At 48.5% G+C, this 22,144-nt stretch carries 16 protein-coding genes; 8 read left to right on the top strand and 8 right to left on the bottom strand.

The features are described from left to right. Positions 1-56: 56 nt before the first annotated feature. On the top strand, positions 57-1,250 hold the full coding sequence (locus BTA35_RS01885; RefSeq protein WP_077242724.1) for an O-succinylhomoserine sulfhydrylase: 1,194 nt from the start codon (positions 57-59) through the stop codon (positions 1,248-1,250). A 99-nt stretch (positions 1,251-1,349) separates the two neighbouring features. Here BTA35_RS01885 and BTA35_RS01880 read toward each other — a convergent pair whose 3' ends face one another. Continuing rightward, positions 1,350-2,054: an SIMPL domain-containing protein gene (locus BTA35_RS01880; RefSeq protein ID WP_077242723.1), complete on the bottom strand. Its 705-nt coding sequence runs from the start codon at positions 2,052-2,054 to the stop codon at positions 1,350-1,352. 174 nt (positions 2,055-2,228) lie between these two features. On the opposite strand from BTA35_RS01880, the gene cobU reads away from it, so the two are divergent. Continuing rightward, entirely contained in the window at positions 2,229-2,765 is a 537-nt protein-coding gene (gene cobU / locus BTA35_RS01875) for a bifunctional adenosylcobinamide kinase/adenosylcobinamide-phosphate guanylyltransferase (RefSeq protein ID WP_077242722.1), read from the top strand. Between the two features lie 48 nt (positions 2,766-2,813). Here the strand turns inward: cobU and BTA35_RS01870 are convergent, their stop codons facing one another. Both BTA35_RS01870 and BTA35_RS01865 read right to left on the bottom strand, forming a co-directional pair. Beyond that, the gene (locus BTA35_RS01870; RefSeq protein WP_077242721.1) at positions 2,814-3,728 is read right to left on the bottom strand and encodes a DMT family transporter; all 915 of its coding nucleotides are present in this window, start codon (positions 3,726-3,728) and stop codon (positions 2,814-2,816) included. Between the two features lie 113 nt (positions 3,729-3,841). Further along, complete coding sequence (locus BTA35_RS01865) at positions 3,842-5,338, bottom strand: cobyric acid synthase (RefSeq protein WP_077243353.1); 1,497 nt, start codon at positions 5,336-5,338, stop codon at positions 3,842-3,844. 152 nt (positions 5,339-5,490) lie between these two features. On the opposite strand from BTA35_RS01865, the gene cbiB reads away from it, so the two are divergent. Further along, positions 5,491-6,489 (top strand): adenosylcobinamide-phosphate synthase CbiB, encoded by a 999-nt coding sequence (cbiB, locus tag BTA35_RS01860; protein WP_077242720.1) that lies wholly within the window; start codon positions 5,491-5,493, stop codon positions 6,487-6,489. Beyond that, positions 6,490-7,662: a threonine-phosphate decarboxylase gene (locus BTA35_RS01855; RefSeq protein ID WP_077242719.1), complete on the top strand. Its 1,173-nt coding sequence runs from the start codon at positions 6,490-6,492 to the stop codon at positions 7,660-7,662. It begins immediately after the preceding gene. 155 nt (positions 7,663-7,817) lie between these two features. Here the strand turns inward: BTA35_RS01855 and BTA35_RS01850 are convergent, their stop codons facing one another. The 3 genes from BTA35_RS01850 to BTA35_RS01840 form a co-directional block, all read right to left on the bottom strand. Then, positions 7,818-8,117: a hypothetical protein gene (locus BTA35_RS01850; protein ID WP_077242718.1), complete on the bottom strand. Its 300-nt coding sequence runs from the start codon at positions 8,115-8,117 to the stop codon at positions 7,818-7,820. Positions 8,118-8,212: 95 nt separating this feature from the next. Beyond that, entirely contained in the window at positions 8,213-9,604 is a 1,392-nt protein-coding gene (gene ppnN / locus BTA35_RS01845; protein ID WP_077242717.1) for a nucleotide 5'-monophosphate nucleosidase PpnN, read from the bottom strand. Between the two features lie 142 nt (positions 9,605-9,746). Next, the gene (locus BTA35_RS01840) at positions 9,747-10,010 is read right to left on the bottom strand and encodes a hypothetical protein (RefSeq protein ID WP_077242716.1); all 264 of its coding nucleotides are present in this window, start codon (positions 10,008-10,010) and stop codon (positions 9,747-9,749) included. A gap of 476 nt (positions 10,011-10,486) precedes the next feature. On the opposite strand from BTA35_RS01840, the gene BTA35_RS01835 reads away from it, so the two are divergent. The 3 genes from BTA35_RS01835 to BTA35_RS01825 all read left to right on the top strand — a co-directional run bounded on the left by BTA35_RS01835 (position 10,487) and on the right by BTA35_RS01825 (position 15,801). Further along, positions 10,487-11,863 carry a xanthine/uracil/vitamin C permease gene (locus tag BTA35_RS01835; protein ID WP_077242715.1) on the top strand — a complete coding sequence of 459 codons (1,377 nt, stop codon included), beginning with the start codon at positions 10,487-10,489 and terminating at the stop codon, positions 11,861-11,863. A gap of 190 nt (positions 11,864-12,053) precedes the next feature. After that, the gene (locus tag BTA35_RS17845; RefSeq protein WP_077242714.1) at positions 12,054-13,697 is read left to right on the top strand and encodes a methyl-accepting chemotaxis protein; all 1,644 of its coding nucleotides are present in this window, start codon (positions 12,054-12,056) and stop codon (positions 13,695-13,697) included. A 253-nt stretch (positions 13,698-13,950) separates the two neighbouring features. After that, the gene (locus BTA35_RS01825; protein WP_077242713.1) at positions 13,951-15,801 is read left to right on the top strand and encodes a methyl-accepting chemotaxis protein; all 1,851 of its coding nucleotides are present in this window, start codon (positions 13,951-13,953) and stop codon (positions 15,799-15,801) included. A 94-nt stretch (positions 15,802-15,895) separates the two neighbouring features. Here BTA35_RS01825 and BTA35_RS01820 read toward each other — a convergent pair whose 3' ends face one another. Beyond that, positions 15,896-16,885, bottom strand: a complete 990-nt coding sequence (locus BTA35_RS01820; RefSeq protein WP_077242712.1) for a CsiV family protein — start codon at positions 16,883-16,885, stop codon at positions 15,896-15,898. 1 nt (position 16,886) lies between these two features. Continuing rightward, positions 16,887-20,354, bottom strand: a complete 3,468-nt coding sequence (mfd, locus tag BTA35_RS01815) for a transcription-repair coupling factor (protein ID WP_077242711.1) — start codon at positions 20,352-20,354, stop codon at positions 16,887-16,889. A 249-nt stretch (positions 20,355-20,603) separates the two neighbouring features. Between mfd and BTA35_RS01810 the strand changes: the two genes are divergently transcribed. Then, positions 20,604-22,052: a glyceraldehyde-3-phosphate dehydrogenase gene (locus BTA35_RS01810; RefSeq protein ID WP_077242710.1), complete on the top strand. Its 1,449-nt coding sequence runs from the start codon at positions 20,604-20,606 to the stop codon at positions 22,050-22,052. Positions 22,053-22,144: the final 92 nt, after the last annotated feature.

Raw genomic sequence — 22,144 nt, 5'->3', positions numbered from 1 at the left:
GTCAGAGCTCTACCCATAAGAGCGACATACCCGATCAGACCATTAAAGAGCACCCTATGAACGATTTTGATATTAATGCCCATGAGTGGGGACTGGAGACATTAGGCGTTCGTGCCGGCCAGACCCGGTCTCAGGAAGGTGAGCATAGCGAAGCGATTTACCCTACCTCAAGTTTTGTTTTTGGCTCTGCGGCTGAGGCGGCTGCGCGTTTTTCCGGTGAGGAGCCGGGGAATGTTTATTCACGCTTTACCAACCCAACAGTACGCATGTTTGAGCAGCGTATCGCAGCCCTGGAAGGTGGCGAAAAGGCTGTGGGTACTGCATCAGGTATGGCTGCAATTCTGAGTACCTGTATGGCACTGTTGGAAGCGGGTGACCATATCGTGGCTTCCCGCAATATTTTTGGCTCAACAGTTAATCTTTTTGAAAAATATATGAAGAAGTTCGGCGTCAGCATCAGCTACGTGGATCTTCAGGATTATGCTGGTTGGGCTGACGTTGCTACAGAGCGCACAAAACTATATTTCCTGGAAACGCCATCCAACCCATCCTGTGAGCTGGCTGATATTGCAAGAGTTGCAGAGATTGCCCATGGCAAAGGTGCGAAGCTGATTGTTGATAACTGTTTCTGCACACCGGCTCTGCAGCGACCGCTGTCTATGGGGGCTGATATTGTAATCCATTCTGCCACCAAGTATCTGGACGGACAGGGGCGGTGCATTGGCGGTGTTGTTGTGGGTAATGCCCAGGATATGGAGCAGGTTGTCGGCTTTGTACGTACCTGTGGCCCAAGCCTGAGTCCATTTAATGCCTGGGTCTTCCTGAAAGGTCTGGAGACACTTAACCTGCGTATGAAAGCACACAGTGAAAATGCTCTGGCACTGGCTCAATGGCTGGAGCAGCAACCGCAGGTGGCTAAAGTTAATTACTCGGGTTTAGCATCGCACCCTGATCATGAGTTGGCTAAAAAGCAGCAGTCTGCTTTTGGTGCTGTGCTTTCAATCGAAGTGCGTGGCGGTAAAGAGGGTGCATGGACAGTTATTGATAGCACGGAGATGATGTCGATCACGGCGAACCTGGGGGATGTGAAAACCACCATCACACATCCGGCCAGTACCACGCATGGACGTATCAGCCAGCAGGAACGTGATGAAGCAGGTATAACCGATGGTATGCTGCGTATTGCTGTTGGGCTGGAAACACTGGAAGATCTGAAAACGGATCTGGCCCGGGGTCTGGCAAAGATCTGACCGGTAAAAAGTGAAGAAGGGTGGATAGCTAAGCCCTCGGTATAAAAAATGGGCGCTTCAGGTGAAGCGCCCATTTTGTCTGTAGCAGGTTATTTGCTGTCAGTTCAGATAAAAGACAATACGCACTTGACTGCGAAAGGCTACCTCACCGGGCTGATAATCGGTTTTAGCTTGCGGGGCTGCATCGGCCAGCATCATAACTTCTTTGCGGGCAACAGGCGTTGGGTGACTAAACCCTGCTTCTTCAATCATGTAAGCTTTACCTACTCGTTGCCCCAGCTGACGTGCCATCAGTTCTGCTTTCTCTTTCGCATTTTTCACAGCTTTGGCCAGAGAACGCTGTTGCAATGTTTCCGCTTGGCTATGGGAAAATATCACCTGAGCCATAGAGTCCACCTTCGCAGAGAAGATTTCATCCAGCACGTCCGGGTAGATACTCAGGTCCCGGATATGAAACTGCATACTCCGGCTGACCTTGGTACCCGTCTGGATACGTTTATTATTTTCCCATTGGTATTCAGGTTGAACCCGAACCTGCCCCGCTTCAATGTCTTTATCATCCAACTGAAAACGGCGGATACTACGCAGTAGTTGTTCGCTCCGTTGTTCTACATTATCCCGGGCTTTGGATAAGTGTGGGCTGACATTTTCCAATGTCAGGCTGAGTGTAACCTGGTCGGGTAAGGTGTATTCAACGCCTTCAGCCTGAACGATAATATGAGGTTGTTCCGGTGATTGTGCGTAGGCCTGAAATGCCAGTGTCATCCATATAATACCAGCGAATGCGATCAATTTATTTTTCACAGGTGTATCCTTTTATTGTCTGAGGTCTGCAATTTAAAATCAGTAGAAATGACGCAGACGATACCTTCTGGACAGAGGGAGGCTGACAAAGTTCAGCTTAAGCTTCCAGCATAACTGATCACAATACCCGATGTGATTAGTTGATGCTTTATTTTGTATTTAAGTGAGAACGATGTGATTAGTTTTATTCTCGGTGGTGCCCGCTCCGGTAAGAGTGGACTAGCGGAAAAAATAGCATCCTGCAGCGGGTTACCTGTGCATTATCTGGCAACCGCCCAGGTGTGGGATGATGAGATGGCGAATCGTGTGCGGCATCATCAAACCAGTCGTCCGGCAGAGTGGCCAACCATTGAGGCACCTCTGGATATCCTTCCTGTTATCAAGCTCCGGGCCTGTGATCAGAAAGGCTGTGTGTTGCTGGACTGTTTGACTTTGTGGATGACCAATCTGTTATTGCTGGATGATGATCAGGCGCTGATAAAACGGCAGGAAGACTTTCTTAGCTTCCTCAGAAAAGGGGTTGATGGCCATCTGATTCTGGTCAGTAATGAGGTCGGTCAGGGGGTTGTTCCGACGAATAAGCTGGCAAGGCGCTTTGTGGATGAATCTGGTCGATTACACCAAAAAATTGCCGAGATTGCGGATGAAGTTATCTTTGTGACCGCCGGTATTCCTCAGATACTGAAAACGAAAATAGACGATCACGGATAACACTGCTCAGACCATGAGATCTGAGCAGTGTTTTAGTACAAAGGGAAGTTAATGTAGCATTTCAACCTGAGGTTCTTTTTTCGGGCTTTTATTCGTTGAAATTTGCGAAATCAACATACCTGCCAGCATCAGGCCACACCCGACAACCCCCTGGCTATCCAGACGCTCGCCGAGAAGAAAATAACCACCAATAACAGCGAATACAGCCTCTAGGCTAAGAATTATCGCAGCATGAGACGCAGGCGCTGTTTTTTGAGCAAATACCTGAAGCGTATAGGCAACCCCAACGGATAGAAGGCCTGCATAAGCGATTGGCTGCCAGGCCATACCGATATTGGCAAAGGTTGGATTTTCGATGAAAAGCGCCACACCCAGGCTCACAAGGCCACAGGTAAAAAATTGCACAATAGAAAGTCGCAGAGCATCCATTTGCGGTGAAAGCCAACCGATTATCAGCACGTGGCCGGCCCAAAAAAGAGCACCGATCAGCTGCAAAAGGTCGCCGTATGCCAGTGTGAAGTCATCGGTGATACTCAGCAGGTACAGGCCTACTACGGCCAGTACTCCGCCAATCCAGGTGTTTCGTCCGGTTTTCTGCCCCCAAAGCAGTGCCATAATGGGTACCAGAATGATGTAAAGACCCGTGATAAAACCGGCATTACCTGCGGTGGTATACTGAAGTCCAACCTGCTGAAGAGTGGCACCAGCAAAAAGAAAACTACCTGCGATCAAGCCTCCCTGCCATATGTTCAGGCGGGCTTTGCCTGTTGTTGGCTGAATAGCTGCTGGCTTCAGAATCCATAAAAGTGGCAGTAGGGAAAGCGCACCAAGAAAGAAACGGGCTGCAGTAAAGGTAAAAGGGCCAACATAATCCATGCCTACCCGCTGTGCGACAAAGGCGGTGCCCCAGATAGCCGCGGTAATCAGCAGCATAAGATCAGAGCGTAGAGTTCGTGTTTGCATATTTTTTATTTCCGAAAAATAAAGCTGATAATGATCGTTATCTGGTTAAATGGCCCCGGATTATATCAGGGCGTAAGGCGGTGTCTGTAGGTGCGGTCAAATGATACTCACCCTCAAAAAGGGATACCGGTGAGTTCAGATAAGTGTTTAAGGTTCAGGCTGGCCTCCAGTGCATCTGCAAGACGTTCAATGGCATCTTCATGCAGAGTACGGATATCGAAGTGCTCTGCGTGATTAAGCCCGGCCCATTTCAGAATCTCCTGGCAGGCTTGCGGATGATCAAACAGTCCATGCAGATAGCTGCCAGCTACCTGACCATCTGCTGATAAAGCCCCGTCATTTTTACCATGGCTCAGTCGCACCAGAGGGTTAGATAAAGCGTCTCCGGTGGTGATTCCAGCGTGTATTTCATAGCCATATACCGGGGTTAACGGTTCAGAGCCTGAGGGCTTGCATTGCTGAAGGTTCAGCACACCATTCACCTCTTTTAGCTGCTTTTCGGAAGCAAGGGTTGTTTCTGCCTCCAGAAAGCCGAGCCCTGCAAGACTACCCGGAGTGCCTTCAATACCTTTCGGGTCATGCAACCACTGGCCGAGCATTTGAAAGCCGCCACAGATGCCTAAAATTTTGCCACCATAACGAAGGTGTTTATTCAGATATGCTTCCCAGCCTTGTTTCCGTAGCCAGCTCAGATCTGCCTGTACACTTTTACTGCCGGGAATCACAATCAAATCTGCTGGCGGCGGCACCTCATCCGGTGCTACAAAGTGGAAGTCTACCTGCGGGTGGTGGCGCAGAGGGTCAAAGTCAGTGTGGTTACTGATACGAGGCAGTACTGGGGCTATAATCCTAATTGAATCTTCGCGGCCACTGTCCCCTCCTGTCCCGCCAATGCCATCTTCCGCTTCGAGACAAAGCCCATGTAAAAAAGGAATCACGCCCAGTACAGGCTTTTGAGTACGTGCTTCCAGCCAGTCATTACCAGGCTTTAAAAGAGCGATATCCCCACGGAAGCGGTTGATCAGAAAGCCGATGGTGCGCTGCTGTTCAGATTCTGACAACAGATCCAGAGTGCCAACTAAGTGGGCAAAAACCCCTCCTTTGTCGATGTCAGCGACAATCGCTACAGGGCAGTCCACAGCTTCAGCAAAACCCATATTGGCAATATCGCGATCTCTTAAATTGATCTCGGCAGGGCTGCCTGCGCCCTCTACCAGAATGACATCATATTGCTGCTGCAGGCGCTGATAGCTATCCAGTACAGCCTTCATCGCCTCCTGTTTGTAGTTATGATAAACACGAGCATCCATATTGGTGATCGCTTTACCCTGGATAATGACCTGTGCTCCGGTATCTGAATTGGGCTTCAGAAGTATCGGGTTCATATCGGTATGGGGTTCGAGAAAGCAGGCCTGTGCCTGTGCTGCCTGTGCTCGGCCGATTTCACCGCCATCAATCGTTACGGCACTATTCAGTGCCATATTCTGAGGTTTAAAGGGTACGACTCTGATACCTTTGCGCGCGAGCAAGCGACAAAGCCCGGTCACCATAGCGCTTTTGCCAGCATCGGAGGTGGTACCCTGAATCATAAGCGTTTTGCAGGTGGCCATCGTATCGGTTCCGGTTCGTTTGTCGTGTTGATATTTAAAAAGGCAGGTACTGAAAAGACGGTACTGAAAAAAGGCGATATGATAGCGCATTTTTTACTGTAGGTTGATGGCCACTTACGTCAGCCATTTGAGCATTCGATCTTGGAGTTCCTATGGCGCTATATGCACCAGAGATTATTTTCTTCGCGCTTTGGTTGGGTTGGTGGTTGGACTTTCGTTTTGGTGAACTGCCTTTCTGGCATCCGCTGGTGGGTTATGGCAGCCTTGTAAGTTGGGTGGAACGGGGGTTAAACCCTGATAGCCAGCTGCAGGATCATTCTGTTTCGGTGGCTAAAAAGCGTTTTCTGGGTATTCTTGCCCTACTGTTGGCGCTGCTTCCTTTTCTTGCCCTGATGTTTTGTCTTATACCTGAGATGGAAACGGGTTACCTGTTTTGGGTGCATCTTGTGCTGCAAGGTGGCGTGCTCTATTTTGCCCTAGGAGCTAAAAGTCTGAGCCAGCATCTGATTCAGATTGAGCGCCCTCTGCTAGCCGGAGATTTGGACCGGGCCCGATTTTATGTGGGATGGATCGTTAGTCGGGATACCTCTGATATGGATGCGATGCGTGTGACACGGGCAGCCATTGAGTCCGGTCTTGAGAACGGTAATGACAGTGCCTTCGCTGCAGTGTTCTGGTTTTTACTCGCTGGGGCTCCCGGTGTTTTGCTGTATCGTATGGCGAATACACTGGATGCGATGTGGGGGTATAAAACGGAACGTTTTTTAAGTTTTGGCTGGGCAGCGGCTCGTTTTGATGACGTACTGAACCTGGTTCCTGCCCGTATTTCCGCGCTCTTTTATGCTTTGAATAGCCCCTATGGTACTGCAGGCATCAAGTCTGGTTTGCGTTGCTGGTGGAAACAGAGTGGCGATTGGGAGAGCCCCAATGCCGGGCCTGTTATGGCTGCTGGTGCCGGTGCATTAAAAGTACGGCTGGGGGGCGGTGATACTTACCATGGGCACTGGAAAGAGCGCCCTATATTAGGAGAGGGCAGTCCTCCGCAAGTTAAAGATCTCAGGGCGGCAGAGAAACTGGTAGAACGAGTACTGCTTGCCTGGCTCGTCGTTGGCAGTATATTTGTGTTCGTTGTAGATTATCTGGTTTCTTAGATGTCGTTATTCTATCAATCGTACTCATCGGAAAAAAAGCTGCTGTCAAAGCTGCCTTCTCTTGATGCCCCCCGGCATGGTGGAGATCTGAAGAGGGCCAGGCAAGCTTATCCTGATATCAAGCACTGGGTGGACCTCTCTGCCGGGCTCAACCCTGACTCCTGGCCGGTTCCTGCTATCCCTGTCAGCTGCTTTCAGGATTTACCGGATGACTATGATGCTCTGTTACAGGCCGCCCGGGGTTATTATCGGCAGCTTGATTTATGGCCTGTAAATGGCTCTCAACAAGGGATCGAGTTATTGTCCGCTTTATTTCTGAGGCAGATATCTGAGACACAGAGTATAGACATTGGGCCGGAGGCTAAGCGCTGTTCCTATACTAAAACTGTTGCAGTACCGGAAGAGGGCTACCGTGAGCATGCCTGGTGTTGGCAAAAATCCGGATTTGAAGTGCTTTGTTACCATGCGAGCAATGCCCTTGAGCTAATTGCCTGTGCTGAGGCCTGCGATATTTTAGTGGTAATTAACCCGAATAATCCCACAGGGCAGCATTTTAGTCGGGAGACGCTGCTTGCATGCCATCGCATATTAGCGGGAAAGCAAGGCTGGTTGGTGGTGGATGAGGCTTTTATTGATGCCTATTCCTCTGCTGAGCAGGAAAGACTGAGTGTTGCCTGTGATGCCTGCGACTCGATCATTGTCTTACGCTCTATCGGGAAGTTTTTTGGCCTGGCCGGAATACGCAGTGGTTTTGTATTAGCGGGGGCGACCCTGATAGAAGAGTTGAAAATAAATACAGGTCCCTGGCCAGTCAGTGGTGTGACCAGCTGGCTGACAACCCGTATGCTAAATGATGTTGCTTGGCAAAGCAGGGCGAGGGAGCAATTAGCAGATAAAAGCAGGCGGCTGGCCATTCATCTGGAACACGCATTTCCACAGAATCTTGAATTGGGCCAAACGCCGCTGTTTGTGAGCCTAGTGCTGCTCGCAGATGCCAGTGAGTACCATGGATCTGTGAGATGGGTCCAGCAGAAGCTTGCACAACAAGGCATCTGGGTTCGCACTTTTGAGCCATATGGTCGGTTACGTTTTGGTTTGCCCGGTGACGAGCATGAACTTAATAGGCTGATAAGCTCGCTCAAATCAATGGCACCTCCCCGTTCAGTCTATTAAAAGCAAGGCCCTGTTTTTTTAGCCCTGAGTCCTTTTAGGGAGAGCCTACTGCCAGGCGGAAGCAGAAAAGGCTTGCTGATGGTATAAAGCGTGACCATACAGAATTAAAAAGCCAGAGGATTGGTCACTCTGGCTGAATATTATCGTGAATAAGGCTAGTAGGGATTAAACAGCGCAACCAAAGCCATCAGGGTTCCGACAACAAGAAGAGTGTCGATAACCCAGCGACCAGGGGTTTTTTTCGCTTTTTTACGCACCTGAGTCCGCGCAGGCACCGCTTTACGGCGCTGATCTGCACTACTGCCTCGCCCTTTAGAGGGGCGTCGTTTATCCGAGCGTGATGAGCGGCCACCGCTCATTTTTCTCTGTTTTTTGAGTTCTTCGTTACGCTGCTTTTCTTCGAACTCTTGTTTTCGCCGAAGGGCATCTTCCTTCAGCTTTCTCATGTTTTGCATTGAAAACCTCAGACATCAATACAGGGCTTTCAACCACTGTATCCTGATCCTTATCTGTTATCCTTTTTTTGCAACAAGCAGGATATTTATGCGTGCTATTTACTGTCCTTAGCAATCTCATAGCATGGATTATACTCTGTTCCCGGCAGTTTCATGCGTTGTTGTTGCACAAAAGATTGTAACAGTGCGTCAAGAGGGGCCATGATCTCTTCGTCACCATTGATCTGGAACGGGCCTAATCGCTCAATTGCAGTGATTCCCTGAGCTTTAACATTGCCTGCAACAATACCTGAGAAGGCACGTCGCAAGTTTGCGGCCAGTATATGTGTCGGCTGGTCAAAGCGTATATTGAGTGATGCCATATTCTCATGATTTGGTTCAAAAGGTTGTTGAAACTCGGGGCTTATCTTTAAACGCCAGTTGAAATAAAAGGCATCGCTGCTGATACACCGGGATTTCTTAACTTCAGAGATACCGTGAGATATCTCGCGGGCTACCCGGGCTGGGTCATCAATAATGATTTTATAGCGTTGTTGCGCCTGGTAGCCCAGTGTTAGCCCAATGAACTGATTGATCTGTTGCCAGTAGTCACGGCTGCTTTCCGGGCCTGTGAAGATAACCGGGAAAGGGATGTCGTCGTTTTGAGGGTTGAGCAGTACTCCGAGAAGATAAAGGATCTCTTCAGCGGTTCCTGCTCCCCCGGGAAATACAATAATGGCATGACCGACACGAACAAAGGCTTCAAGGCGCTTTTCAATATCGGGCATGATAATCAATTCATTGACAATCGGGTTGGGTGACTCTGCCGCAATGATACCTGGCTCAGAAATTCCCAGATAACGGCCATTCTGAATACGCTGTTTGGCATGGGCAAGATTAGCCCCTTTCATGGGCCCTTTCATAGCACCTGGCCCGCAGCCGGTGCAGATATTGAGACCACGTAAGCCAAGCTCATGGCCAACATCTTTAGTGTAGCGGTATTCTTCACGACTGATCGAGTGACCACCCCAGCAAACCACCATATCCGGCGTATGGTTTGCTTTCAGGGTACCTGCATTACGCAATATATGGAAAATTGCATTGGTGATCCCTTCGGAATCATTCAGGTCAAAGCGGCTATTGTGCTGAACTTCGCTGCTGACATAAACAATATCCCTCAGAACAGAGGAAAGATGCTCTCTGATACCTCTGATCATCTGACCATCGACAAAAGCAGATGCCGGGGCTTGTGTCAGGTGAATCTTGATACCTCTGTCCTGTTGAAGCACTTCAATATCAAATGCTTTGTTCTGCTCCAGTATCGCCTTACTGTCGTCAGTATGACTGCCACAGTTAAGGACTGCCAGAGCACAACCTCTTAACAGGTTGTACTGGCCGTTTTCAGAAGTACATTTCAACCGGTTCACTTCAGTCTGAGACAGTACTTCAAGGCTACCTTCTGGCGAAATATGTGTATCAATGCCTTTTGGCTTTTTATGTGATGTCATACCGTTATCTCCTGTCCCTGCATCTGTTGTCTTTTCAGGACTGTGCTTTGCTTATCTTTTTAATCTTGCCTGTTTACCGTGCTGAGATTTTCTGTTTCTGATTCTGCCCGGCTATATTTCAAGATACAGGGAGGGGTATAGGTTATTGAGCTTTAATTTGAGCTGCCTGCCAGATCTGTAAAATCTCCTGCTGATCTTCATTGTTCATGCCATCATCAGTGAATACCTGATGCAGCCAACGAGTAAAGCAGGTATCAAAGTCGTCTTCAGGCTCGACATATTCAGCAACCAATGTTAGCTGCGGAATGATGTAACCCAGAGCAAAGAGCTGTGATTCATCGGCCTGCATCTCCATTTGTTTCAATACTTCAGCAAGTTGATCTGCACGCTGACTAAAGGTTTGCATAGAGGCCTCTTAGATTTTTTCTGGCGAATGATGAAAAAGTATGTTGCTAACATGCTGTTTCATAAGATGTTAATACCCATCTGTGACATAAGCATAACATCTGCAGGAAATGAAAGAACAGGCCCGGTATCTCTGCGCCGGAGTGCTTATCTTTTAGTCGTATACCTGTTTCCGAAAAGATGGCTCAAGTTTAGCTGTCAAAGGGCTGGCTGAATTTTATGTAGCCTATGCATGACATGGCCTTCCGGTTGATAGGTTGGTATGTGACTTCTAAGTCATTGAAAATTATAGATGAAGAGTGACCTTGAAGTCATACCATGCTCTGACCAAGGTCTAATATGCTGCGGATGCGAAAGAAAGGTAAAAAGCACCTGATCATGCCGGATGGCTCTGTATAACGATAATGACAAATCAGTTTCCTGATATCGGTATGGCTGAATAAACTAAAAATAAATTGATAATTAACAGGTGTTACTGTGCTATTAAAACGTAAACACGGAGAAGAGCATCCGTACTGGCCTGCGGGTCCGTTTAAAATTCGTCTGCCATTCATTCACTACCGCTGGGAGCTGGCTGAGACGGTTCAGGGTATGGTGATGTTTGTCGTGGGTATGGCAATGATCCCGCTGCTGCAAAAGTACCTGGGGCTACCTTATGATGTAGCTCTGGCTTATGTTGTTATTTGTGGTATTGGTTTCATGCTACCTAATCTGCTCGGTGTACCGTTTGTGCCCGGATGGATCACTCCTGCTATCCCTGTTGTTCTTCTCTTTATCGGAGATTTTGAACCTGGCCCTGAAGCGATTAAAGCCCTGGTGGCATTGCAGCTGGTTGTCACTGCTGTGTTTCTCTTTATGGGGGTTACCCGGTTAGGTTCTAAGCTGGTGAACTCGATACCTGATTCTATTAAAGCGGGTATTCTGCTGGGCGCTGGTATTGCGGCAATCAGCGGTGAAATTGTTGATGGTGGCCGCCTGAACAGTACTCCAATATCTCTGGGTATTGGTGGTCTGATTACAGCTTATGTGTTGTTCTCACTGTCTTTCCGTGGTTGGGTAGAGAAGCATCGTTGGGCAAAAACTATTGCCGGTTATGGCATGGTGCCAGGCATGCTGATCGCTATGGCAATCGGGTGGAGTGTTGGTGAATACCCACTGCCTGAAATTGAGATGGGGATTTCTACACCTAACTTTGCAGCGATTTGGGATTATCTGCCGTTTACCATAGGTATGCCGGGTATTGACCTGTTCCTCGCTGCGATTCCAACGGCGATCATTGCGTATATCATCGCTTTTGGTGACATTATTGTGGGTCAGAGTCTGCTGAGCCGTGTTGATCATTTACGCCCTGATGAAAAGATCGAAGTTGATGTTGATCGCGTTCACCTGGTAACAGGTCTTCGTAATCTGATGCATTCTTTCTTTGCGCCGTACCCGGGTTTGGCGGGTCCTTTATTCACGGGTGTAATGGCGACGATTGCTGAGCGCTATCGTTATGGCCGTGGTGCCATGGATACTATTTACTCTGGTGCAGGTGTTTTCTGGATTGTTGGTTTTATCGCGCTGTTTATTTTGCCCCTGATTACGCTGTTTAAGCCTGTATTACCGATTGCGCTGTCGATCACGCTGATCATTACGGGCTATCTGTGTATTGCTGTTGCGGTGGAACAGATTGAAAGTGCAACCTCTATGGGGGTTGCCGGTATCATGGGTGTTGTACTGTCGGTACATGGTGCAGCCTGGGGCCTGGGCGTAGGTCTGGTTCTTTACTTCCTTATTGAGCACAGAACTAAGAATGCTGCGAAAGATGAAGAAGCGATTCATGTAGAAGAGGATGCTACTTCGGTGGACTGATTCTTACTACTTACTCATGATTCAGAATTAGAACCCTCTTCTTGTGAAGAGGGTTTTTTCGTTTTTAACTCCATTTATTTTTGTTAATAAGGAGACTTTATTCCTATGATTAATAGGACAGAGGTGCCTATCTGTATAAGGTAAATTCAGAGAACAAAAAACGGATTTAAATAAAGAGTGGGGTTAGGCCATGATCAAATCGTATAGCAGACTGAGCTTAAGATGGCAGGTTGCCCTGCCTATTATGGTGCTTTTGTTTCTCATCCTGGTTGAAGGGTATATAGGAGCGCGCGGAATTTCACATGTCAGTGAACGCTCGGAGCGAATGGCAACTATGCTGACACCGGCTTCAAGCGCAGTGTTAAATGCAGATCGGGATCTTTATCAGGCTGCGGTTGCACTAAGAGACTATGTGACACTGAGTCGTCAGGGAGCTTCAGTTGATCGTGCCAGAGCTGACTTTGATGAGAATGTTCAGCAGGCTGTAGAGCGGATGGCTCTGGCCCGTAAGCTAGCAGCGGAAGCCGGGGTTGTTCTGCAGTCTGAAGATGAGTTTCATCGGGCGCTACAGAATTGGCAGCAGGAAGCGAAAAAAGTAATGTCAGCCGCCGATGCCAGAAACAGTCAGGTCGCTTTTATCCTGATGACAGGTTCTGAAGGTGCTGCCTTTTCTGAATTGCGTGGGCAATATGACCGGATGGGTGAAGGCATCGATAATCGGGCAAATATATTGGCAGAAGAGATCACTCAGGTCTCCAGTGATGAGCGTTCAAACGCTGCTGTTATTCTTGCTTTGACCGTTATTACCGCTTTGATTGCAACCGTGTTTATCCCTCGCTTAATCGCGCAACCTTTAACTCACCTGGAAGCACTGATGGCAGCACTTGCTGATGGTGGTGGTGACCTTACCCAGAGACTTCCGGCGGAGGGGCAAAATGAAATAGCCCGTTTGGCTAATCAGGTAAATCGTCTGCTTGAGTTTTTACAGACCATGATTGCGGAAGCTCAGGATCATGTGCAGGAGATGGCTCAAGGTGTTAATGGTTTGTTGGCTAGTGCTGCACAGACTGGTGAGCGTGCTGAACATCAGAGTCGCTCGGTTGAACAGGTGCTGACAGCTGTACATCAGATGCAGCAGGCAATTCAGGAAATTGCTGTTAATGCTCAAAATACCTCGTCTGAGTCTGATCAGGCAGATCATGATGTTCAGGTATCAGGTACTGCCATTCGTGATGCGTCTTCCCAGATTGATGTGCTATCCAAAGAGATGGGGCGTGCTGTTGATCTGATTACCCAGCTGGAGTCGGAGAGTAATAATATTGCGTCTGTACTTGGTGTTATTGGCGGAATTGCAGAGCAAACCAATCTGTTAGCATTAAACGCGGCTATCGAGGCTGCTCGTGCAGGCGAAGCAGGTCGTGGATTTGCGGTTGTAGCCGATGAAGTACGAACATTAGCCTCCCGGACTCAGCAGTCGACCCAGGATATTCAGCAAATGATTGAACGGTTGCAGCAAGGGGTTGCTGACTCAGTTCAGGCGATGCAGGGAGCCAGTGATCAGGTCACCGCTACGGTCGGTAGTGCTCAGTCTGCCAGTGACGCATTGGAGGGAATCGTTTCCGGTATTAACACGATCAATAGCATGTCAGCACAAATTGCGACGGCAACTGAAGAGCAGTCTGTAGTGGCTAACCATATTAACGATACGGTGCATGAAATTAATGAACAGTCTGACCAGCTGTCCTCATTGGCAGACTCAACCCGACAAGCCAGTTGTGATCTGGAGCGGTCTGTTCAGGCTGTATCAGGACATATGAATCGCTTTAATGTTTAACCAAGTATCTATCTTACTGATTCTTAAGATTATTCTTTATCTGTATTATGATTATCACGCTTTTAAACTGGACAAAAAGAATAACTAAGTGTAATAAAGTGTAATTATAATTGTGACAAAGTGTAATCGTGGATCTGAATGAAGGTATAACAAGGAGGCTTGTGCTTATTTAGAAAGGAATCACGACAAGCTCTGTTCAGCTAAAGACTATTCGGTCTTTGAGCTTTGATGAATCGACTAAGGTTTTCTTTCTATGCTGATTAAGCACAAGCTTTCAATTAATGCGGCGATTGTCGTGGTGGTAATGTTGGTGATGTTCGGACTTTTTATCTGGGCATTAACGACGGTTGAAAAGTTGGGGCGTGGGCAGGAACTTGCCCACAACCTTGAGTCTGATATGTTGAGTATGCGTCGCTATGAAAAAGACTTTATGGCTCGCAGCGACCTGAAATATGTTCCGCGCTTTGATGAGAAAATTCACCATACCCGTACTGTACTTGAGGAACTGCAAGGTATTGCTGATGAGTATGATCTGCAGCTTCCGGAGCTGAAGCAGCTTGAAACGACCTTCAGTCAATATCAAAGCAGTTTTCATGGTGTGGTAAAAGCCACTGAAAAGGTTGGCCTGGATCATGAATCTGGTTTACAGGGTGAACTACGGCAAGCCGTGCACAATATTGAGCGCGAATTGAAAGTACTCTCTGCTGATGCTGTCATGGTGACAATGCTTCAGCTTCGCCGGGCAGAAAAAGACTTTATTTTGCGCGGCACTGCAAAATATCCAGAGAAATTCAGTACGTTAATGGTGGTGCTGAAGCAGCAGCTGAAACAATTGGGGGTTGATCAGAGCCTTCTTGGCTATGCGGATATCTATCAGCAGAAATTTTCCGCTTATGTAAAAAGTCGGGAGCAGCTTGGGCTAAGCAGTAGCAAGGGGTTGAGGCTTAAGATGCGCGAGCGTATTCAGAGTACAGAGGTATTGCTGGATTCGACCTTGCAAAAAGTAAGTGATCAGTTAGCTGTCAGTATCGCCTGGGCCCATACCCTGGCGGTTTCCGTATTTGTTGTGGCTCTTCTTATCACCATGGTAACTATCTATCTGATAGGTCGTTCTATCTTTCAGCCGATTAACCGGATTCAGAGAGATATACAGAGAATTCATGAGACGCATGACCTGAAGCTTCGTGTTGAGCAGACGGGTCAGGATGAAATCACTATGATGGCTTCATCGCTGAATAATATGCTGGCAGGTTTTCAGAAAGTAATTTGTCAGGTCAATGACGCTGTTAGTGCTATGAATCATACTACGAATCAGCTTTCTGACCGCGCTTCTCAAACTGCTTCTGATGTTGATCGTCAGCGTCAGGAGACAGATCAGGTTGCTACCGCAGTGACTGAGATGGTGAGTACGGTAGAGGAGATTGCTGATAACACTGAACATATGGCTGTTAATGCCCGTAATACCCATCAGGATGCGGTCAGTGGCCAGCAGCAGGTGAAACGGGCTATTAGCCTGATTCGTGATCTCTCTGATCAGCTGGAAGGGTCTGTATCGACGGTTTCAGAGTTATCTGAACAGAGTCAGACTATTGGTCAGGTCCTAGGTGTTATTCAGGGAATTGCTGAGCAGACTAATCTGTTGGCATTAAATGCTGCGATTGAGGCTGCACGAGCAGGAGGGCAAGGGCGTGGCTTTGCTGTGGTTGCAGATGAGGTTCGGGCCCTGGCTGGACGTACTCAGGATGCTACTCAGGAGATCTCCGAGATTACCCGCTCGTTGCAGGGTAAGACGGATGATATTGTTCAGTTGATTCATAGTAGCCGGAACCAGGGTATGGAGAGCCGGGACCAGGCTGTTCAGGTTGAAACAGTTCTGATGGCGATAACTCAGGACGTAACAGATATTTCTGATCGTGCGACTCAGGTTGCGGCTGCCATTGAAGAGCAAAGCAGTGTGGCCAATGAAGTTGGTCAGAATATTGTTGTCATTCGTGATATTACGGAGGGTACTGCTGAAGCTGTTCGCCGTAACTCGGAGGCGAGTGAAGAGATCTCTCAGCAGGCAGATCAGCTACAACGGGTTGTAGCAGCATTCAGGGTTTAAATCTTTACCGCCCCCTACTCAACGGCTCCTGTTATATTCTCCTATCTGAAGGAAACTATAGCAGGAGTGTTTTTTCCAGGTACGCCGCTGAGTGTTACCGTAACGGGAGAGGTTCTTCTTCCGGGTCATAAGGCATCAGTTGAATCAGAATGCCATATCGTGGGTTGTCGATGTAGTGAAGGTCACGGCTGCGCATTCTGCGTGACTGCTTAAGAGGGATTACCGTATTTACCCGGTACTGGCGGAAGCCCAACAGAGCAAGGGATGGGTTTGGTGTCGCAGTGTTCTGTTGTAGTACCGATACAGAGCTATCATGGTGGCTCAGGCGCGCATTAAAGTCTGCAGGGTTAGCCTGATCAGTGTTGTGATTGGCTTCAAACTCTCTCAGGTAAAGATTGGTATCCAGATGCAGGTATCGGGCAACAGAAATTTCGATACTACCCTCAAGCTCAAACAGATTATCGAACTGCTCTCCACCCTGTATCAGAATGGGTGTGCTGTTTTCCCGGTCGTACACCGGCATGTTCCAGGCTTCATGATACATAATCCGAAGGCTACTGCGTCGTTTCAGTCGGTTATACTGAGCATTCAGCTGCATCTTGTTTTTCGGCATATAAAAGAGATTTGGCAGCCGATTGTTTTTTATATCTGCCCTTTGTTGTGAGTTGAGAGGGACAACTCCAACAGGGGTTTCAACCAGCTCAGTTTCACCCAGACTATTGGTTTTTACACGGGTCTGTACTTCCTGTTGAGTGACCCTGAGGAGCTCAGGTGTTATATCGGAAGGGCGGTAAAGCTGCAAATAAGATGTGGGTAGTTCGACCTGTATATTTTCCGGCCAACGCTCCGATAAAGTGTCATCCTGCTCTTCATAGCTGAAGATAATCATTTCTACGGAGTAGTAACGTGGGGCTGGCTTGCCTGTGGTGCTATCTGCAGCTGATACCGGTGAGCCAACCATCATCGCCAGTAATGTGGTGGACAGAACGCACAGGCTTGCTGCGCGTTCTACTGTCTGGCGGCCCCATGTAAGAAAAGATGTTCTGTTTTTTTTACTTTGCATCATTGAGTCAATTGTTCTCATTTTAGGCTGCCTTCTCAGGTGACAGTTTTGACAGCAGAGTTTCTATCACCGAGAACCGTCGTTCTGGCTGGTTCATAAGGTCGGTAAAGCGTAATTTACTTGCACCATCAAGACGATACCGGTTTGGTGCTGATTGTACCATTTTAACAATGGAGAGGGGTTCTACCTGAGTTTCAGCGGAGAATTCAAGGCTACCATTTTCAGCACCGCAGTCGATTCGGCTGATACCCAGGCTTTCAGCACGAAGTTTAAGTCGGGTTTGATTGAATAGATTTTTAACCGGCTCCGGTAATAAGCCGAAGCGATCGATCATCTCTACCTGCAGCTCTTTTAACTCAGGATTGGATTTAGCGTTAGCAATTCGTTTGTACATCACCAGTCGGGTGTGTACATCCGGCAGATACTCATCGGGAATAAGTGCCGGAATCCGCAGATTGACTTCAGCACCCTGATTCAGAGGTTTATCGAGATCCGGAGTTTTACCCTGCTTGATGGCATTTACCGCTTTATCCAGCATCTCCATATAGAGGCTGTAGCCTACCTGCTCCATCTGACCACTTTGACCTTCACCTAATAGCTCACCCGCTCCGCGGATCTCCATATCATGAGTGGCCAGAGTAAAGCCTGCGCCCAGATCATCTGCCAGGGCGATGGCATCCAGTCTCTTTTCGGCATCTTTGCTTAGTTTTTTGCCTTCCGGGGTCAGCAAATAGGCGTATGCCTGGTGGTGTGAGCGTCCGACACGTCCCCGCAGTTGGTGCAGCTGAGCTAAACCAAACTTATCCGCCCGCTCAATAATGATGGTATTGGCACTGGGAATATCGATGCCGGTTTCAATAATAGTAGAGCAGACCAGTACATTGAAACGCTTGTGATAGAAATCGGACATCAGCTGTTCCAGTTGCCGCTCGGGCATCTGGCCGTGTGCAACGCCGACTCTGGCCTCTGGTACCAGCTCCCGAATCGTTTCTGCCGCATTTTCGATGGTTTTCAGGTCGTTATGCAGGAAGTAGAGCTGACCGCCCCGGAGAATCTCCCGCAGTATCGCCTCTTTAATGGTTGGTTTGTCATATTTGCGAACAAAGGTTTTCACGGAAAGTCGCTTGGCTGGAGGCGTGGCGATAATCGACAGATCCCGGATACCGGACATGGCCATATTCAATGTCCGGGGAATGGGGGTCGCTGTCATGGTAAGAATGTCTATTTCAGAGCGCAGAGATTTGAGCTTTTCTTTCTGCTGAACACCAAAGCGGTGCTCTTCGTCAATAATTAATAGGCCGAGATCATCGAAGCGGGTATCTTTCTGTAATAGTTTATGGGTACCAATGACAATATCTGCTTTGCCGTTGCCCATATTTTCCAGTACTGCTTTCTGTTCTTTGGCAGATTTGAAGCGGGAGAGCACCTCCACCTGTACCGGCCAGTCGGCAAAGCGGTCCCGGAAATTTTCAAAATGCTGTTGCGCCAGTAAGGTTGTGGGCACCAGAATGGCTACCTGCTTACCACTTTGAACCGCCATAAACGTAGCCCGCATAGCAACTTCAGTTTTACCGAACCCCACATCACCGCAAATAACACGATCCATTGGCTGGGGTGAGGTCATGTCCTGAATCACGGCGTTGATCGCCATCATCTGATCCGGTGTTTCTTCAAAAGGGAAGCCCGCTGAGAAGGCTTCATAGGAGTGATCCGGGTCATCATGTTTAAAGCCTTTTCGGGCAGCCCGACGGGCGTAGATATCCAACAGTTCGGCTGCGGTATCACGGATTTTTTCAGCGGTTTTACGTTTGGCTTTTTCCCACTGTTCTGTGCCCAGTTTATGCAGAGGGGCGTGGTCATCGCCGGCTCCGGAATAGCGGGAGATCAGATGTAGTGAGCTGACAGGAACGTAAAGCTTGGCGCCATCGGCATATTCCAGGGTCAGAAATTCAGCTTTTTGTTGGTCAATATCCAGCACCTGCAAACCCAGGTAGCGGCCAACCCCGTGATCGATATGTACAACAGGTGCGCCCTCCTGTAGCTCGGTCAGGCTGCGTATTGTGTACTCGCCAATATCGGTTGCTTTCTGGCGGCGTCGACTCTGGAAAACCCGTTGGCCAAACAGTTGGCTTTCACTGATCAGCTCAAAAGCGGGGTTTTCACAGGTGATGCCCTCCAGAAGTGGAGCAACGGCGATAGCCAGTTTGCTCTCGGGTGGAGCTGAAGTAAACGCTTGCCAGTTATCAAAACCGGTTGGTGTGCAATGAATACGAGCGAGCAGCTCCAGAAGCGCTTCGCGGCGACCGGCAGATTCGGCGCAGAAAAGTACCTTCTTTTCTGTACAGGCCAGATGGTCCTGCAGCCGTTTTAGCGGTGTATTGCTTTTAGCATCGATGGGAAGCTGAGCAGGTTCGCTGAACGGCAGGTTAATCCGCCCGGCTTTTTCTTCAATTGAAGCGGTGTGTAGCTGAATACGGGCAAAGCTTTTGAGTCGACTGAACAGTTGGTTTACCGGCAGAAACAGCTGCGGAGGAGGAAGAATCGGGCGCTGGATATCGTAACGGCGATCTTCGTAACGGCGCTCTACCTCTGTCCAAAAGTGTTCGGCGGCTTCTTCAGTATTGCTGTGACTCACCAGCAGGGTGTTGTCCGGCAGGTAGCTGAAAAGGTCGGCGGTTTGCTCAAAAAACAGTGGTAAATAGTATTCCAGGCCTGGTGAGGGTATGCCTTTGCTGACATCCTGATAGAGAGGGCACTGGCGGAAATCGATATCAAACTGCTCCTGAAAAGCGATTTTAAACTGGGTTTTTCCGCTATTGTCCAGGGGATATTCTGTGGCGGGCAGAATGCGTATCTGATCAGTTTTTTCCTGAGAGCGCTGAGTTTCGGGATCAAATGTACGCAGAGTATCGATTTCATCATCAAACAGATCGATGCGGATCGGTTGATCACTGCCCATTGGAAAGATATCCATCAGGGCGCCACGGATTGCGTATTCGCCATGGCTGTAGACATTGTCAACACAGTGGTAGCCCGCTTGTTCCAGCTGGCGACTCATGGACTGAGCATTAAAGGACTGGCCTGTTTCCAGGAGAAATGTCGAACCACTGATATAGCTTTCCGGGGCCAGCCGTTGCATCAAGGTTGAGGCCGGCGCCACCAGGACACCTTTTTTCAGTTGAGGTAGCTGAAGCAGTACTTTCAGACGCTCTGAGATAATATCCTGATGGGGGGAGAATGCATCGTAGGGTAATGTTTCCCAGTCAGGCAGGCGAAGTACCGGTAGCTCATCCGGTAAAAAGAATTCAAGTAGCTCTGCCAGCTGCTCTGCATCGCTTTGGCTTTGAGTCACCACAAACAGCAGGCGGTCCTGCTGGCTTGCCAGCTCACTGATAATAAGTGCGCGGGCGTTCCCGGGTAGGTTTCCCCAGTGACGGGTATCGCCGGGCTTAACGGGAACTGTTTGAGGCTTGAGCTGCAGTTGCATCATGTCTGGTCCGTAGCTGTATAAAATGTCTTGGGGACAGAAAAGACGATAAGTCTAAGGCGGTGTACATGAATGTAAAGCGTACAAATCCAGGATTTAAACCGATAAGTTTAATATGTAATGCTTTAATCTGGCTGTGAAATAGACTTTGGCCGTAAAACCGGCGTTTAAATTTGCCCTTTGGGCATTCTGCTTTCATAATACGCCCGCATTTTCGGTTGAGATTTTTTTTGATTTAAAGTGAGGCCGCCCGTGAGTCAAGATATGTTAGATAGCTGTTTCCAGGATTGGCAGGAGCGTGAAGCTCTGGCTGAAGGTATGATCCCGCTGATCGGTCAGCTGTATCGTAAAAACAATGTAGTGACTTCACTGTATGGCCGCGCGATGGTCAACCAGTCGGTTATCCGCATCCTGAAAGATCACCGCTTTGTTCGCCAGGTTGAGGGTACTGAGCTGTCAGTTCGTGATACGCATCCTATTCTGGAAGCGATGGCAGGTATGGACATGGGCCCCGCTCACGTTGATATTGGCAAGCTGGCTGTTAAGTTCAAGAACGAAGGCGGTAGTGATCTGGAAGCTTTCCTGCGCAAAGAGCTGGATACAGCCGTAGGTAAATATCAGGATAATGGCGAAGATGGCTATAAAGACGTTGTGCTTTATGGTTTTGGTCGTATTGGCCGCTTGCTGGCGCGTATCCTGGTTGAGAAAGCGGGTGGCGGTAATAAGTTGCGCCTGCGTGCCATTGTTGTTCGGGGCGGTAAGGAAGGTGATCTGCAGAAGCGTGCAAGTTTACTGCGTCGCGATTCTGTGCATGGCTCTTTCCAGGGTACAATTTCTGTTGATGAAGAAGCAAAAGCGCTGATCATTAATGGTAATTACGTTCAGATGATCTATGCGAACTCGCCAGCTGAAGTTGATTATACAACTTACGGTATTAACGATGCGATTGTCGTTGATAACACGGGTATGTGGCGTGATGAAACCGGTCTGGGCCAGCACCTGAACTGTAAAGGCGCATCCCGGGTTCTGCTGACAGCGCCTGGTAAAGGTGATATCAAGAATATTGTGCATGGTATTAACAGTGATGTGATCGAAGAAGGCGATAAGATTCTTTCGGCTGCATCCTGTACAACTAACGCCATCGTACCTGTTCTGAAGGCGATCGAAGATAAATATGGCATTGAGCATGGCCATGTTGAAACGGTTCATGCATTTACTAACGATCAGAACCTGATTGACAACTTCCATAAAGCGAAACGTCGTGGCCGTTCGGCACCATTGAATATGGTAATTACCGAAACTGGCGCGGCATCTGCTGCCGCTAAAGCATTGCCTTCTCTGAAAGGTAAGCTGACCGGTAATGCGATCCGGGTTCCAACACCTAACGTATCAATGGCGATCCTTAATCTGACCTTGGGTAAAGAGACGTCTGTGGAGGACGTTAACGATTACCTGCGTGATGCGTCATTGCACTCATCTATCCAGAAGCAGATCGACTTTGTTCAGTCTCCTGAAGTGGTTTCTTCCGACTTCGTTGGCAACCGTCATGCAGGGATTGTAGATGGTGAGGCAACCATCGTGAATGGCAAGCAGGCTGTTCTGTATGTTTGGTACGATAATGAATTTGGTTATAGCTGCCAGGTTGTACGTATTCTGCAGCAGATCTCTAACGTGCACTTCCAGCATTTCCCGGCGCGTTGATCCGCTGAAAATGCTTATCCGGCCTTTGAGTCGGATATGATTAAAGCCCACTCAATGAGTGGGCTTTTTTGCACCTAAGTAAAAGAAAATTA

The sequence above is a fragment of the Oceanospirillum linum genome (assembly GCF_001995095.2).
GTDB lineage: Bacteria > Pseudomonadota > Gammaproteobacteria > Pseudomonadales > Halomonadaceae > Oceanospirillum > Oceanospirillum linum.
This window is presented reverse-complemented; position numbering and strand designations above follow the sequence as displayed.